The organism is Bradyrhizobium sp. AUGA SZCCT0158, assembly GCF_018130065.1.
Taxonomy (GTDB): Bacteria; Pseudomonadota; Alphaproteobacteria; order Rhizobiales; family Xanthobacteraceae; genus Bradyrhizobium.
In genome coordinates this window covers 18,606-33,047 of sequence record NZ_JAFCME010000025.1, presented here as the reverse complement: position 1 = coordinate 33,047, position 14,442 = coordinate 18,606, and the positions used below count along the sequence as shown (strand labels likewise).

The following is a 14,442-nucleotide window of genomic DNA, read 5'->3' as shown; positions in this document are numbered from 1 at the left end:
TCAACCCGCCGTATGCCGGCCGCAGGGATTCCTGCGCCGGTGAACTTGGCCAGGCTTGCAGCCGCCATGCGGGAAACTACGGCCTTGCTTCGAGGATCATGTTGAACGGCGTCTCGGTGGCGCGACGCACGCTCTTGAAGCCACCCTTCAGGATGACTTCGCGGAGCCGTGCTTCGCCGGCCTGCGCGCCCAGCGCCGTGCCGACTTCCTGCGAGAGCGAGGTCGGCACGCAGATCATGGTCGATGCGGCATAGTACAAGCGCCCGACCGGGTTGAGGTTCTGCTCGAGACGATCGCCCGCTATCGGCTCGCAGATCATCCATGTCCCATCGTCCTTCAGGGATTGGCGGATGTGGGCGGCGGCTCCCGCCGGGTCGCCCATGTCGTGCAAGCAGTCGAAACAGGTCACGAGATCGTAGTCCGTGCCGGGATAGTCCTTGGCGAGTCCGACCTCGAAGCGCGTGTTGGCGGAAGTGCCATGGGTTTCGGCATGCGCCTTTGCATCCGCAATCGAGCCGGGATGGAAGTCGTAGCCGACGAATCGGGATTTGGGGAAAGCCTTGGCCATCAGGACCGTCGACCAACCGTGGCCGCAGCCGACGTCCGCGACATTGGCGCCGGCCTCCAGCTTCTTCATCACGTCACCTCCGAGAGCAGGAAGCCACGTCGACACGATGTTGTTGTGATAGCCGGGCCGGAAGAAGCGGGCCACCGCGCAGAACATGCAGCCGGCCTGATCGCCCCAGGCGACACCGCCGCCGGACTTGAACGCGGCCTGAACTTTCGGCTGGTTCTCGAGCATCGCCGCCATCAGATCGAAGCCGCCCATCAGATAGACCGGGCTGTCGGGAATGGCGAACACCATCGCCTGCTCGGGCGGCAGCGCGAATTTCGCCGAGGCAGGATCGTAGGACAAATAGTTGGAACTCGCCTGATTGGACAGCCACTCGCGAAGGTATCGCGGATCGACCTTCGCGGTGCCGGCGAGTTCGTCTGAGGTCATCGGCCCATTGGTGTGTAGCGCCTTGTACAATCCGAGCGCATCGCCCATCCGTACCATGGCGACGCTGGACGCGCCCCCGAGGTCGCCCAGCATCTGGCCGACGAATGCGTTGAGTTTGCCTTCATCAATCCGGGTCGCTTGATTAACGCTCGACATAGCTACCTCCACTGACAATTGATTGCGGTTAGACCAGATCCGCCAGCATGCGGGCGGCACGGACGGCACCGTCGACTTCGACGGATTTGAATTTGGCCGGCGCGCGCAACGCACCAACCATCGCTTCCGCGATCATGTCCGGCGTCGACGTCGCGAATGCCATGCGCGTGCCGGCGCCGTAGCGATCAAGACGATGGGCGACGTGGAAATTCTGCTCGAAGTGGTTCTGAAGCGGGAAATAGAGGAACGGTGTTCCGGCCGCGGTCAACTCCATGCAGGTGGTAAGGCCGCCCTGCACGAGCGCGAGATCGCATGCGGCGAGATGACGGTCGAGGTCGGGTACGAAGGCGCGCATCTCGACGCCGTCGGGCGCGCCGAGCGAGGCCGGATCGATCCGCGGGCCCGCCACCACGATCATGCGCAATTCGGGCAGTCTGGCCCGTGCCATCGGATAGCTCTGCAGGATGCGTTTGATCAGGTGGGTGCCGACGGCGGATCCGCCGACCGTGACGATGCAGACGCGCTCGTCCGGCCGGTAGCCGAGCCGCTCGCGCAACTCCGCGCGGCTGCCGAAAATATGCGGATGTTCGCCGATGATGTAGCCGGCGAAATCGAAATGCCGCGGCACCCAGTCGCGCATCGCCGGCAGGTCCTTGCCGAACGACAACGGGATGATGTCCTCCAGGCTTCCGACGAAAATGGCGCGGTCGCGCACGCCGGGATGCCGCTCGATGTGTTCGATCATTTCGGCGTTGTAGTCGGTGGTCAGAAACGCCTCATGCTCGCCGCCCGACGGCATCGGCACATAGCCGACGAAGTCGGTGAACCAGGCGAGTGCGGCTTTCTTCAGCTCGGGGTGCTCGTGCCAGTAATGATCGATGTCCCAGGCCTCGTCGGCGATGACGAGATCGTAATTGCCCTCGTCGACGGCATCCTGGAAGGTCATGAAATTCGCGATCAGCACCTCGTCCATGTGGCGAAGAGCCTGGAAACAATGCAGGTCGTGCTCGCCCGACTCCATCTCGATATGCCTGGACTCGCTGGCCAGCCGCGCACTCAGCGGATGAACGCGTTCGCCGTTCGCCTCCAAGAGGCGTGTCACGGGATCCTGTGCCAGCCAATCGACCTCCATATCCGGGTGCAGCTTGCGCAGCTCGCGGGCGATCGCGATATCGCGCCGCCCATGCCCGAGGCCGATCGGCGAGGAGAGATAGAGTGCGCGTTTGGCCTTCCTTGTCGTGCGGTTCGATCGGCTTGCGGGGGAGGCGATGGCGAGCCTGCGAGCGAGGAAATCGACAATCAGGGTGTTGGTCTTTGCGGGGATGCGGCCGAGCGGGTTGTGACCGCCGTCCGGAATGGTCACCAGCTCCGCATTCATGACCTCGGCCAGCGATTTCGCGCGTGCATGGCGCTGGATCTGGTCGTTGTCGCCGTGAATGAGCAGCACGGGACAGCAGATCTTGCGGTACATCGCTTCGCTGACATCGAAGCGCGGCGGGATCAGCCGTGCGTCGACGGTGTTGACCAGCACCGGGCCGGTGGTGTCACTGGCCCAGCCGATGCCGTCCTCGATCTGCTTGGTCGAGTGCGGTTCGGTATGGATGTTGCGAATGAAGTGGTCGGCGAAGTCGGGATAATCCGCCAGCCAGTGCTCGCGGTTGTATTTATTCCAGCCGTCGAAGCGCTCCTGTTTGGTGTCGAAATGCTGGTTCGCCAGGTAGGCGTAGTTATCAGGTCCGATACTCGATACCGTCCCGACCAGGATCGCGGCCTTCACACGATCAGGATGATGCGCGGCCAGCACGCTGGCGAGCATGCCGCCAAAGGACAGCCCAACGAGGATTGCCTTTCCCGCGTCGGTGGCGTCCATGACGGCAAGCAGATCCGCTACGTAGTTGTCCCGCGAGTAGGCCGCCACATCCTCAGGACGGTCCGACTTGCCGTTGCCGCGGCCGTCATAGGTGATGCAGCGGAAGCGCTCGCTGAAATACGGCAATTGCGCCTTGTAGATCCGCGAATGGACGATGCACCAGGGCGGCACGAACAGCATGGTTTCCGGGCCAGTGCCGTAGATCTCGTAATAGATCCTGACGCCGTCGCGATCGATAAAACCACTTTCGTCGGGCAGTTTCGCACGCATCGCGTCACCTCATCGATTGGCTGCACCTTCGACGCTGCGAACGAGATCACCGACCCGTCGCAAGGACTGGCGTATCGGCGAGCCTTTCTTCTCGAAACCAAGCAGATAGAGGCTTTCGGCGCCGATGAACGCATTGGCAGCAAAGGCTCCGACCTCCTCGGGCGTCAGCGGGCCGAGGCCGCCAAATTCACGTTCAGCCTTGCGTGCCGCGCCGACGATAAGATCGACCCATCCCATGATCGCGGTGCGAACGACCTGCGCGACCGCCGGGTCGGACCAGCTCGCAGCGATCAGTTCCTGCAGCACGCGCACGTAGCCGGAGGCGATGTCGTCATCGAGATAATCGCAGGCCCGGTCCCATTGCTCCGACAGTTTGAGACTGGTGTCGCCGAACATCGCGTTCTGGCGATCCAGGAGCTGCGCGTTCAAGTACTCGAACAGCGCCAGCACCATCCCTTGCTTGGATCCGAAATGATAATGGATCTGGCTCAACGGAACGCCGGCAGCCGCCGCGACGTCGCGGGTCGACAAGCCCGCGTAGCCGTTCTGGCGCAATACTTTCTTGGCGGCTTCGAGCAGCGTGGTGCTGGTCTCTGCCTTTTTCTCAATTTTCTTGGCTGCGGCGCGCGCCACGATGAAAACTCCCTGGTGCGATCGCGGATCATCGTAATTCGGTCGACCGACCGAGTCAATGTTTTGCTCTCCGGCTCACGATCTTGTGCGGGCTCACGTGCGGCGAGGGCCGAGATGATGACTGGTCGGGAACCGCGACTTTGGAAATCGTGCCGGCTTTGACAAGTGTTTGTTACGATCGCGTTGCGGATAACTTTGCCGACTGCGTGCGCGAGGGAACGCGCCTGGCCATGGCCTCTGGCGTCAGCCTGGACGCTGGCCTATCGTCGAACCTATGCGATTGAAATCATCTATCTGGGTGGCGGCCTATTTGCGCCGTTGCCAAACCGAAGGCGTCTTCGGCGCCGTGCGCCGGCGCGGCGCGGAAGAAGCCGGTGCGGTCTTCATCAAGGTGGCTCACCTCGACGGCAACGCCATGCTGTACGGGCCGGCGCCGCAGACCGTCTATGACGAGAGCCGGCCGACCGAGCGCCTGTTCGTGCCGGCGTCGCCGCAGCCGGTGCCCGAGCAGTCGGTGGAAGAACGTCTCGCCAAGGAAATCAAGTTCGATCCCGACACCTGGATCGTTGAGACCGAGGACCGGGCAGGGCGGCATTTTCTGGAGCTGGCGAAGGCCTGAGGCCGACCTATTCTATCATGGGGTTGTTTTCGAGATTTTGTGCCCGGGCACAAGATCGTTAGGCCGTCGTCTAGCGCTTCGTCCCGTCGGTGCCGGTGCGCACGATTGGCGCGCTTCCGGGCTGTACGGCCGGCCGCGTCTGGGATGGCGCGGAGCGGGCGCGGTTGCGCTCGTCGTCGTAGAGCGCGGCGCGATATTTGGCGCGCGTGACCGCCATGGTCGAGCCGCGCCACGCCGCCAGCATGACCAGCGCGGAGCGTTCGGTCAGCCGGTCGTAGAGCCGCGACAGCCGGTAGACATGGTGCACGGAGACGCCGGATTCGGGATTGAGGAACATCAATATCCGCTGGAACGCCGCGCTCGGCATGTCGAGCGCACGGGCCGCGCAGGCGAGCGGCTCGCCGCCGGGGTCATTCACCACCTGGGTGGCGATCCGCGCCGGCAGGATCAGCGCCTCGCCGATCTCCAGCGCGAAACTGTCGGCGTCCTCGGCAAACGCGGCCATCTCCAGCGTCTCGATCGCACGCTTGGCGCGCGCCGCCGGAATTCGCGCAGAGGCCTTCAGCGGCGTGTCGTTGAGATTGTGCAGGATCTGCGTCCGTTCGCTGGCATTGGCCGCGAAGAACATGTCGCTGATTTCGGCGGCATCGTTGGGCCGCATCGCCAGGCTGGAGGCCATCCGCAGTTCCGCTTCGGTCGGCACCCGGGGGGCCGCTTCAGGCGGGGTGGGCGCAATCGAAGGCGCGAGCGGCACCGTCTGGCCGGGATGGGCGCGCCGCAATCCGAGCTTGTTCATGATCTCGAGGGGGGTCGCCGGATAGATGGCGAGCCGGGCCCGCACGGCCGCGCGGGTGGCGTCGTCGACCTGGTCGATCAGCCTTGAAGTTAACTCGACGAACTGCCGTTCCTCGTCGGCGGAATGCGCGCTGGTCTGGACATAAAGGTCGGTCAGCACGCGCAGCAAGGTGGGGCGGATGTCGACGCCCTCGCGGCGCGAGAGCGACATCAGCCCGTCGAAGCCCGGAAATAATGGTGCTGCGGTCATGTCAGGTAAACGCGACTTGGAGATCCCCTTGGGTGAGCCTACTTGGGGCGCTTTAAGAGTTGGTTAAGGAAAACAACCCCTGAAAAAATGCCGGACTTTTGCGGCTGTTGCGTAAACCACGGCGGCCGATCCGGCGGCTCGCCCCCAAGCGGTAATTAAGATGCCGTTAACCACGTTCTGTTCTGAATGATCGCATGTCGCCGGCCAAATCATGTCCGTGCGGCAACGAGAGAGAACGGAACATGGGCACCATCATTGAATTTCCGGCGGATGCAGCTTCGCGGCGGCCCGCCCCGGATGGCGCTTCGGGCGAGGGCATGGGGACCGTACTGATCCTTCCGGTTATCCGGATCGAGCGTCCAACCGACGAGAGCGGCGGACGCGGACCGGAAGAAGGTACAGCTCCCAGCCGCCGTCGCCGTCGGCGCCCCTGACAACGGACATTTGACATGCCGGAGCTGCGCCATCCGATCCGGACCGCCGGGGTTCGGTCACTCCCGGCTCTTATACTCATCCTGATGGGTTCGGCTCTCGGCGGCTGCAGCGGCGGCGATTTCGGCCGCACCCGCGCCGATTTCCGCAACGACGATATGCATCGCTGGCTGGGCGCCGAGGCCACCGGCAGCGTCGGGCTCAAGCCGTCGCATTTCCAGCTCACCGAAAACGAGCGCCAGCTCCGCGATCTCGCCTATCCCCTGATCGAGCCGCCGCTTTCGCGGCCAGCCTGGAAGAGCGTGTTCGGCGACTACCAGCCGTTGCCTTCGCCATGGCGGCAGAAGGTGGTGTTCGATCGCACCACCTATGGACGCGCCCTGATCGACGAGCCGCACCGCTCGCATACCTCGCGCTATCAGCAATTGATCGAGGACGTGCGCAACGACATCACGCGGTTCGAGCCGTTCTTTGCCTCCGCCATCCGCGTGATCGAACTCGACCGCAAGCGCAGCGCCAGCCTGAAGATGGTCTCGGAGCTGTCGCCGGGCGAACGGGCCGACGCGGTCGCCCGCATGGAAGAGAACACGCTGATCGTGCAATGGGTGCAGCAATGCCTGGAGCGCAGGATCTCGTCCTATCGCTGGGCGCTGGAGCGGCTGGTGATCCATGCGCCTGATGGCATCGCTGCCGATGCCGACCGCCTGATCGGCGAACTCGCCGCCCAAACCGCCAATCCGCCTATTGTCACCAACCCCGTGATCGGGCGTGCGGTCACGGTGAAGGGCTGATGCCTCACACTTGAGCTTGCCGTCCCGCGTGGTCGCGGTGGCTATCGCTTGCCCTTCGGCGCGGGCGCGGGCGCCGGTGCGGGTGGCGGCGGTTCTGGCTGCTTGGGCGGCGGGATTTCGGTCTGCAGCGTGCAGCGCGAGGCCGCCAGCGAAGCCTGGGCCTGCGGCATCAGGCCGGGCTCCGGCGCCAACGCCTTCAGCACGATCAATCCGGTGATGGTCGGGGAGTCGATGATCAGCCGGTCGGCGGCGGTGACTTCCTCATCCTCCGGCAACTGGCCGTGTTGCTCCTCGGTCATCAGGTCGAGTTCGATCACCTTGCGGCCGGCGGAGCGGTCGTTGATGGCGTAGTAAGCAACCTCGTTGCGGGTGTAGAACGACACCGACGTATAGGCCTGGCTGACCGGGACCGTGAGCTTGAGCGGGCCAGTCGACAAATCGTAGCGGCAGATCGCGACCGCGAACGCCGGGTCCATGAACGGCATCGGCGCGTTGTTGGGATCGGCGAGCGCGAGCGGCGTCACGGCGTTGGTCCTGGTCATCGGCGTCAGCCGCGAATAGGCGTCCTGGGTTGCGATGCGCGGCAGCGCCAGCACGCTGACGAGGTGCACCACGCCGCCGAGCAGCACGCCTGCGATGATCGTGAACAACAGCCGGATCATGGGCAGCCCACCGTGGTGATGGAGGGCATCGGCGCGTCGCGCTGCGTGCGCGTCGCGACCCCGACCGGCGTATCGTACAACCGCAGCATCAGCGCGTAACGCTCGATCCCGCCGGTCGGCAGCCAGTTTCCGGCGCGCGAGCGCGAGGCGATGCGGATCTCGAACGCGCCGTCGGAGCCGCGGATGATTTCCTGGCTGGTGAAGCCGTAGCGCTGCAACGAATTCGCCACCAGATGTCCCTTGCGGTCGAACAGCGTCAGCGTCCAGAACCGTGCCGCCGGCGTCACGCCGCTGACCACCACGTCGCAGCGTCCGTCGAGCGGTTTCTTCTTGTCGTCTGTGGTGGCCGAGAAGGCGATGCCGTCGCCGGTGCCGATCGGCAATTCACCGCTGCGTGCAATCGAGGCGCGCGAATAGGGATCGACTTCGGCGGTGCCGCTCTTGGGCCGCGCCGTCCATGAGCCGATCGTGAGCGTGCCCAGATCAGTGCCGCGCGTCGCCGTCAAATAGGTCGAGCCCAGACCGACGACGGTGGCGAGCGCCAACGCGAGCAACGTGATGAAGATCAGCCGCACAGGCCAGTGCTCCGCAAAATCACCGCACTAGTTCTTCCGCTGCGCCGGCGGAGCCTGGTCGCCGGCGGCTGCGACGTAATTGTCGGGGAAGGCCAGCGCGCTCGACGATGTCGTCTTGCCCGGCTTGGCCGGTTCGCTGGCCGACGTCTTGCCCGCGGTCTTGCCGGCTTCGTCGAGCAGCTTCTCGACGCGCACCAGGATGTCGGCGCCGCGCTTGGTGAGCACCGGCGGCGGGCCCGGTTTGGTATCGAGGATCTTCGGCGCGCCATTGGCGGCGACGTTGGCGGGCTGCGCGGCCTGCGGCAGTTTCGTGCCCATGCCGATGCCCGGCACTTCCTTGATCTCGACGCCCTGGTGAGCGACCACCATGACCTCGCGCCAGGTCTGCGCCGGCAGCGAACCGCCGGTCATGCGGTTGGTCGGGGAGTAGTCGTCATTGCCGTACCAGACCGCGCAGGTGAAGTTTCCGGTGAAGCCGACAAACCAGGCGTCGCGATAGGCGTTGGTGGTGCCGGTCTTGCCGGCGGTCGGAATGCCGTCGATGATCGCGCGGCGTGCGGTGCCTTCGCTCACGACGTGGCTCATCATTTCCGACATCTCGGCGGCGACGTTGACGGGAATGGCTTGCAGCTGCTTCTTGCCGTCGCGATCGAAGCGCCAGACCAGATCGCCGGCGCCGGTGCGCACTTCCAGCACCGCATGCGGGATCGGCGCCTTGCCCTTGTTCGGGAAGGTCGCATAGGCCACCGCATGTTCGAGCACGTTGACCTCGTCGGAGCCGATCGGCATCGACGGCGTATCGGGCAGGGGCGCCTTGATGCCGAACCTGCGCGCCACTTCGGTGATCTTGACGCGGCCGGCCTTGGCCGGATTGGGCGACTTGCCGCCGAGCGCGATCGAGAGCTTCACCGGTATGACGTTGATCGAACGCGTGATTGCCTGCGTCAGCGTCATCGGTCCGGAATAGGAGTGGCTGTAGTTCTGCGGACACCAGTTGCCGATGCAGACCGGGCCGTCGACCACGATCGAGGACGGCTTGTAGCCGTTCATCAGCGCGGTGGCGTAAACGTAGGGTTTGAACGACGAACCGGGTTGGCGCATCGCGTCGGTCGCGCGGTTGAACTGGCTCGCGCCATAGTCGCGTCCGCCGACCATGGCGCGCACGCCGCCATCGAGGTCGGCGACGGCAAGGGCCGCCTGGGTCGCATGATAGTCGCGGCCGAACTGGCGGAGCTGGTTCTCGACGGTTGCTTCCGCGGCGCGCTGAACGGTCATGTCGATCGCGGTGCGGACCACGAAGACGCGCTCGGTGTAGGATTTCGGGAACGTGTCGACCAGCTTGCGCATCTCCTCGAACGCCCAGTCGAGATAGTAGTTCGGCGAATTCTCGTCGCGGCGGTCGACGGCGACAGCCGGATTACGCCGCGCGCCGAACACCTGACCTTCGGTCATGAAGCCGGCATCGACCAGGTTGTCCAGCACCACGTTGGCGCGGGCGCGGGCGGCGGGCAGGTTGATGTGCGGCGCGTATTTGGTCGGCGCCTTGAACAGGCCGGCCAGCATCGCGGATTCGGCAAGCGTGACGTCGCGCGCCGACTTGTTGAAATAGAAATGCGCCGCACCGTCGACGCCGAAGGTGCCGCCGCCCATATAGGCGCGGTCGAGATAGAGTTTCAGGATCTCGTTCTTGGTGAGCCGCGTCTCCAGCCATATCGCAAGGAAGGCTTCCTTCACCTTGCGTTCGATGGTGCGCTCGTTGTTCAGGAACAGGTTCTTCGCCAGCTGCTGGGAGATCGACGAACCACCCTGGCGCACGCCGCCGGCCTGCGCGTTGGTGACGAGGGCGCGCGCGGTGCCGGCGATGTCGATGCCGAAATGGTCGTAGAAGCGGCGGTCTTCGGTGGCGAGTGTCGCCTTGATCAGATTGTCCGGAAAGTCCTCCAGCGGGATCGAGTCGTTGTGCTTGATGCCGCGGTTGCCGATCGGATTGCCGTAGCGGTCGAGGAACGACACCGCGAGGTCGGATTTTTTCAGCCAGTCGTCGTCGGCGGTTTCGCGAAACGCGGGAACCGCGAGCGCCAGCATCAGGATCAGGCCGCCGAGACCGATGGTGGCGGCTTCTGAAGCCGGCTCGATGAACACCCAGCGCTTCCAGCCGCCGACATAGAAGCGGTCCATGAAGGTCGAAAAGCGCTCATAGAGTTCGCGCGCGCCCTTGCCGGACGAGAACAACGTCGAGTCGATGCGCGCGTCGAGGTCCAGCATGACGTGCTGGATCTTTGTCTTCCATCGCGCTGGAATGAACTGGCGCACCGGGGCCCTTGGTCGGTTCGTAGGCGCTCTGCGCACGCTTGGCGCTATCGAGACGTCTTGCTTCGATGTTGCGGCAAACCCAAGGCGCTTTTGCGGCTCGCCAGGCGGCCTTCAAGCACGTTGGGGACTCGCGATTGTTCTATCCGAGCGGGGGCCATAAACCAATGGTCTGGCTCACCATTTTGATGGTCAGGACTAACGCTGCCCCCGGCTTTTTATACCGGCTGGAGCGGTCTCACTTGCAAGGCTGCCACCGCACCTCCTAGAAGGGCGCAAGACCGATCCGATCCGGAAAACCCTGAATTTATGACCGCACCGCCCAAGCCCGTTTCCGGCCAGGAGGGATTCTTCTGGAAAACCAAGACGTTGGAAGAGATGTCCAGCGCCGAATGGGAAAGCCTGTGCGACGGCTGCGCGCGCTGCTGCCTGGAAAAGCTCGAAGACGAGGATACCGGCAAGATCTATTTCACCCACGTCTCCTGCAAGCTGCTCGACTCGGGCTCCTGCGCCTGCAAGGACTACCCGAATCGCTCCGCCCAGGTTCCCGACTGCGTCCGGCTGACCCCGGAAAACGTCCGCACCCTGAACTGGCTGCCGCCGAGCTGCGGCTACAAGCTGGTCGCCGAGGGCCGTGACCTCTACTGGTGGCACCCGCTGCTATCAGGTGATCCCAATACCGTGCATGAGGCCGGCGTTTCCGTGCGCGGGCGGGTGCAGGGAACGGAGAACGAGATTGCCGATGAGGATCTCGAAGATCACATCGTGCAATGGCCGGCGCTGTTGCCGAAGCGGGCGCGGCTCAAAAAACGCCCCGTCACCAAATGACGCACGCGCTGGGGCTTCACAACCCAAGGTCGAAGCGCTAGCATGCGAAGATAGTTTTTTTCTGGATTGCATTTTTAAGTAGTTTAGCGCCTGGAAGTGACCGCATGCCTGATGCGCCGGTCGTCGCTATACCAACGGATCCCGAGGTTGCGCAGCTTGAGCCGACCATGGCGCTTTGCCTGTCAGGCGGCGGCTATCGTGCGATGGTATTTCACATCGGCGTGCTCTGGCGTCTTTATGAAACGGGGTTGTTGCGCGATATCAAACGAATATCGAGCGTCTCGGGTGGCTCGATCACGGCCGGCGTTCTGGCGCTGAAATGGCGTGAGCTCAGTTTCAAGCCGAACTCGGTCAAGACCGATTTCATTCCCAAATTCGTTGCACCGCTGCGCGCCTTTGCCGGTGTAACGATCGATGCGGAATCGGTCATTCTGGGTGCGTTGCTGCCGGGCAGCATCGGCGACCGCATCGCGCGCGCGTATGACGAGCATTTGTTCCACGGCAAAACCCTGCAGGACATGCCGGACGAGCCGCGCTTCGTGATCAATGCGACCAACGTGCAATCCGGCGTGCTCTGGCGCTTCATGAAGCCTTACATGCGGGACTATCGCGTCGGCAAGGTTTCGAAGCCGAAGGTCCCGCTGGCGCACGCGGTGGCGGCGTCCTCGGCATTTCCGCCGGTGCTTTCGCCGTTCGAATTGCGCCTCAAAGAGAGTGATTTCGACAAGAAGAGCGGGCTGGACCTGCAGCGGCCGCCGTTCACGACGCGCGTCGTTCTCAGCGATGGCGGCGTCTACGACAATCTGGGACTGGAGACTGCATGGAAGCGGCATCAGACCGTGTTCGTCAGCGACGCCGGCGGCAAAATCGAAGCCGAAGAAGAATCCGAGACCGACTGGCCGCGGCATTCCTATCGTGTGCTGAATCTGATCGATAGCCAGGTACGCTCCTTGCGCAAGCGCCAGGTGATCGAGTCCTACAAATCGGGTGAACGGAACGGTGCCTATTGGGGCATTCGCACCAACATCGCGGACTACAAACTGGCCGACGCTCTGCCGTGTCCTCACGAGCGTACACTGCAGCTTGCGGAAATACCGACGCGCCTGAAGCGGATGGACGACGAGACGCAGGAGCGCCTGATCAACTGGGGTTATGCCGTGTGCGATGCTGCGATACGCAAGCATGTCGCGGCCAAGCAGCCAAAAGCCGAGTTTCCTTACCCGCAATCGCCGATCTAATGCGAGGCACCGATGGCGAAGAAGCAGACGGCAAGCAAGCGAGGCTCGGCACGGAAAGCAATGCCCGAGCAGTTCTCGATTCCTGCCGAACTGGTCGAACACATCCTGCTCGGGCCCACCGATGATCGTCGCGTATTGCAGGACTCACCGTTGTTGGGGGACGTGTGGGCCGCATATGCGCTTGATCCGGGCGTCGTTCAAGATGTCCTCATCACTCCGCACAAGAACACAACGGCCGCCGTGGTGGCCGAGAAAATCCCGCTTGGCCTGAAGTTGCGCGAAAAGGAACGCCAGGCGGAAAAACCGGCACCCTCCGATCGCAAGAAGGAGAGGACCAAGATCGCCTATCTGCAGGGCATCGTGGGCGCCAGATTGTACTTCGACGAGGTGCTGCGAATCCTCGTGCCTTTGACGCAATGGTGGAGTCAACCAAAACTCCAGGAACGCATCTTAAAAATCGACCAGGTCAAGCTGAAGAGGCTGCTTGAGCGCGGCCTCGCTAACTCGGGGGCCGTCAATCAGAACGATCCCGAGAACTTCACGTCGCTTGAAAGATATATCGCGCTGGCCGGATTGATTTACTGGGTGGGCAAGCTAGAGCGCCCGAAAATCTCGCGCGCGTCCTCCACGCCGGTCGAGCGGTTGCCGCCGCTCAAGTTCGAGGATGCGTTCAAAAAATATCAACCGTACATTCCTGAAATCATCGCCGGAATGTTCGCGCTCTACGAGATTATTCAAGCAAACCCCGATGCACTGGAATCGACGAAACACGATGAAGCCGAAGAAGCCGAAGAAGCCAGGAGTAAGGGTTACATTTTCCAGGTTTCGCTGAACCGCCCAGCCACGGCGGCGCTTGATCGATCCGTCCCCGCCGTAAAGGCCGATGCTGCAAATACGTTGTTCAAGGTGGATTGCAAGAACATCGTTTGGGCAGTGCTGGATTCCGGCATCGACGCTCAGCACGAAGCTTTCATGGACAACGGCAAATCGCGCATCCGCAAAACGTTCGACTTTACCAGGATCCGCGAGATCGTAAGCGATGACGAGGGTGATGTTGCGGGACCGGAACTCGCGAAGCTCGCGGCTGCCGCCGGCCTCAAGCCGCAAGACGCAAAAAAATATCTGAAGGAAATCGCCGCAGATGCCAGAGAAAAGCGTCCGATCAATTGGGCCACCATCGAGAAATTGATCACGCTGAAAGCGCCGCCACCGCCGCCGAGCCCGCACGGTACCCATGTCGCAGGCATCATCGGCGCCAACGGAAAAAGCAGTGGTCATCCCGACGGCATGTGCCCGGACATCCGGATCTACGATTTCCGTGTGCTCGGCAAGACGCTTGATGACACCGAGTTCGCGATTATTGCGGCTCTGCAATACATTCGCTATGTCAACGAGCGGCATACCTATACGATCATTCACGGCGCCAATCTCAGCCTTTCCATTCCGCACAACGTTCGCAACTTCGCCTGCGGGCACACGCCGGTCTGCAACGAATGTGAGCGATTGGTGGAGAGCGGGGTGGTGGTGGTCGCTGCAGCGGGCAACCGCGGCTATCAGAAATTCGAACTGACGGACGGCGGCGTGTTCGAAAGCTATGCCGCATTCAGTATCACGGATCCTGGGAACGGAGACAGCGTCATCACGGTGGGATCGACGCATGGAAACTGGCCCCACACCTATGGTGTGAGTTTTTTCTCCAGTCGTGGTCCAACCGGCGACGGCCGCCTCAAGCCGGATCTCGTTGCCCCGGGCGAACGTGTGCAGTCAGCCATTACCGGCGACAACAGCCACAGCGAATGGGGCCCGGATTCGGGAACCAGCATGGCGGCGCCGCATGTTAGCGGGGCGGCCGCGATGCTGCTGGCGCGCTACGAAGAGCTGATCGGACAGCCGCGCCGGGTCAAACGCATTTTGTGCGAAAGCGCGACCGATCTCGGCCGCGAACGAAGTTTTCAGGGGCACGGCATGCTCGACGTCCTGCGAGCCTTTCAGTCCATTTAAGGAGGCATG

13 protein-coding genes are annotated in these 14,442 nt (G+C 63.1%); 6 read left to right on the top strand and 7 right to left on the bottom strand.

The genetic code is table 11. From position 1 onward, the window contains the following. Nucleotides 1-76 precede the first annotated feature (76 nt). From JQ574_RS27925 to JQ574_RS27915, 3 genes are read right to left on the bottom strand one after another with little or no spacing between them, the layout of a single operon-like run. Nucleotides 77-1,159: a class I SAM-dependent methyltransferase gene (locus JQ574_RS27925; RefSeq protein WP_212205391.1), complete on the bottom strand. Its 1,083-nt coding sequence runs from the start codon at nucleotides 1,157-1,159 to the stop codon at nucleotides 77-79. Nucleotides 1,160-1,187: 28 nt separating this feature from the next. Continuing rightward, on the bottom strand, nucleotides 1,188-3,299 hold the full coding sequence (locus JQ574_RS27920) for an alpha/beta hydrolase (RefSeq protein ID WP_212205393.1): 2,112 nt from the start codon (nucleotides 3,297-3,299) through the stop codon (nucleotides 1,188-1,190). 9 nt (nucleotides 3,300-3,308) lie between these two features. Beyond that, nucleotides 3,309-3,932, bottom strand: a complete 624-nt coding sequence (locus JQ574_RS27915) for a TetR/AcrR family transcriptional regulator (RefSeq protein WP_212205401.1) — start codon at nucleotides 3,930-3,932, stop codon at nucleotides 3,309-3,311. Nucleotides 3,933-4,206: 274 nt separating this feature from the next. Between JQ574_RS27915 and JQ574_RS27910 the strand changes: the two genes are divergently transcribed. After that, the gene (locus JQ574_RS27910) at nucleotides 4,207-4,551 is read left to right on the top strand and encodes a DUF1491 family protein (protein WP_212205403.1); all 345 of its coding nucleotides are present in this window, start codon (nucleotides 4,207-4,209) and stop codon (nucleotides 4,549-4,551) included. A 70-nt stretch (nucleotides 4,552-4,621) separates the two neighbouring features. On the opposite strand, the gene JQ574_RS27905 is transcribed toward JQ574_RS27910, so the two are convergent. Then, nucleotides 4,622-5,596, bottom strand: coding sequence for a DUF2336 domain-containing protein (locus tag JQ574_RS27905; protein WP_212205405.1), 975 nt, complete (start codon nucleotides 5,594-5,596; stop codon nucleotides 4,622-4,624). 242 nt (nucleotides 5,597-5,838) lie between these two features. Between JQ574_RS27905 and JQ574_RS35280 the strand changes: the two genes are divergently transcribed. After that, a complete protein-coding gene (locus tag JQ574_RS35280; RefSeq protein ID WP_249119637.1) occupies nucleotides 5,839-6,030 on the top strand; it encodes a hypothetical protein in 192 nt (63 codons plus the stop codon). Between the two features lie 15 nt (nucleotides 6,031-6,045). Then, nucleotides 6,046-6,819 (top strand): hypothetical protein, encoded by a 774-nt coding sequence (locus JQ574_RS27900; protein WP_212205407.1) that lies wholly within the window; start codon nucleotides 6,046-6,048, stop codon nucleotides 6,817-6,819. A gap of 41 nt (nucleotides 6,820-6,860) precedes the next feature. On the opposite strand, the gene JQ574_RS27895 is transcribed toward JQ574_RS27900, so the two are convergent. Genes JQ574_RS27895 through JQ574_RS27885 form a run of 3 tightly spaced genes read right to left on the bottom strand, consistent with a single transcriptional unit; the run spans nucleotide 6,861 to nucleotide 10,369 of the window. Then, a complete protein-coding gene (locus JQ574_RS27895) occupies nucleotides 6,861-7,481 on the bottom strand; it encodes a DUF1254 domain-containing protein (protein WP_212205409.1) in 621 nt (206 codons plus the stop codon). Further along, complete coding sequence (locus JQ574_RS27890; RefSeq protein WP_212205411.1) at nucleotides 7,478-8,056, bottom strand: DUF1214 domain-containing protein; 579 nt, start codon at nucleotides 8,054-8,056, stop codon at nucleotides 7,478-7,480. The genes JQ574_RS27895 and JQ574_RS27890 overlap by 4 nt, the downstream gene beginning before the upstream one ends. Nucleotides 8,057-8,083: 27 nt before the next feature. After that, entirely contained in the window at nucleotides 8,084-10,369 is a 2,286-nt protein-coding gene (locus tag JQ574_RS27885) for a transglycosylase domain-containing protein (protein ID WP_212205414.1), read from the bottom strand. Nucleotides 10,370-10,675: 306 nt separating this feature from the next. On the opposite strand from JQ574_RS27885, the gene JQ574_RS27880 reads away from it, so the two are divergent. The 3 genes from JQ574_RS27880 (at nucleotide 10,676) to JQ574_RS27870 (ending at nucleotide 14,433) form a co-directional block, all read left to right on the top strand. Then, nucleotides 10,676-11,194 (top strand): YcgN family cysteine cluster protein, encoded by a 519-nt coding sequence (locus JQ574_RS27880; RefSeq protein ID WP_212205416.1) that lies wholly within the window; start codon nucleotides 10,676-10,678, stop codon nucleotides 11,192-11,194. A 104-nt stretch (nucleotides 11,195-11,298) separates the two neighbouring features. Further along, a complete protein-coding gene (locus tag JQ574_RS27875; protein WP_212384091.1) occupies nucleotides 11,299-12,432 on the top strand; it encodes a patatin-like phospholipase family protein in 1,134 nt (377 codons plus the stop codon). A gap of 12 nt (nucleotides 12,433-12,444) precedes the next feature. Then, nucleotides 12,445-14,433, top strand: a complete 1,989-nt coding sequence (locus tag JQ574_RS27870; RefSeq protein WP_249119635.1) for a S8 family peptidase — start codon at nucleotides 12,445-12,447, stop codon at nucleotides 14,431-14,433. Nucleotides 14,434-14,442 lie beyond the last annotated feature (9 nt).

What these genes read in the sequence shown, in the direction of transcription:
- JQ574_RS27880 (WP_212205416.1), top strand. Translation starts at nt 10,676, where the DNA reads ATGACCGCACCGCCCAAGCCCGTTTCCGGCCAGGAGGGATTCTTCTGG.
- JQ574_RS27895 (WP_212205409.1), bottom strand. Translation starts at nt 7,481, where the DNA reads ATGATCCGGCTGTTGTTCACGATCATCGCAGGCGTGCTGCTCGGCGGC.
- JQ574_RS27920 (WP_212205393.1), bottom strand. Translation starts at nt 3,299, where the DNA reads ATGCGTGCGAAACTGCCCGACGAAAGTGGTTTTATCGATCGCGACGGC.
- JQ574_RS27905 (WP_212205405.1), bottom strand. Translation starts at nt 5,596, where the DNA reads ATGACCGCAGCACCATTATTTCCGGGCTTCGACGGGCTGATGTCGCTC.
- JQ574_RS35280 (WP_249119637.1), top strand. Translation starts at nt 5,839, where the DNA reads ATGGGCACCATCATTGAATTTCCGGCGGATGCAGCTTCGCGGCGGCCC.
- JQ574_RS27925 (WP_212205391.1), bottom strand. Translation starts at nt 1,159, where the DNA reads ATGTCGAGCGTTAATCAAGCGACCCGGATTGATGAAGGCAAACTCAAC.
- JQ574_RS27875 (WP_212384091.1), top strand. Translation starts at nt 11,299, where the DNA reads ATGCCTGATGCGCCGGTCGTCGCTATACCAACGGATCCCGAGGTTGCG.
- JQ574_RS27870 (WP_249119635.1), top strand. Translation starts at nt 12,445, where the DNA reads ATGGCGAAGAAGCAGACGGCAAGCAAGCGAGGCTCGGCACGGAAAGCA.
- JQ574_RS27910 (WP_212205403.1), top strand. Translation starts at nt 4,207, where the DNA reads ATGCGATTGAAATCATCTATCTGGGTGGCGGCCTATTTGCGCCGTTGC.
- JQ574_RS27900 (WP_212205407.1), top strand. Translation starts at nt 6,046, where the DNA reads ATGCCGGAGCTGCGCCATCCGATCCGGACCGCCGGGGTTCGGTCACTC.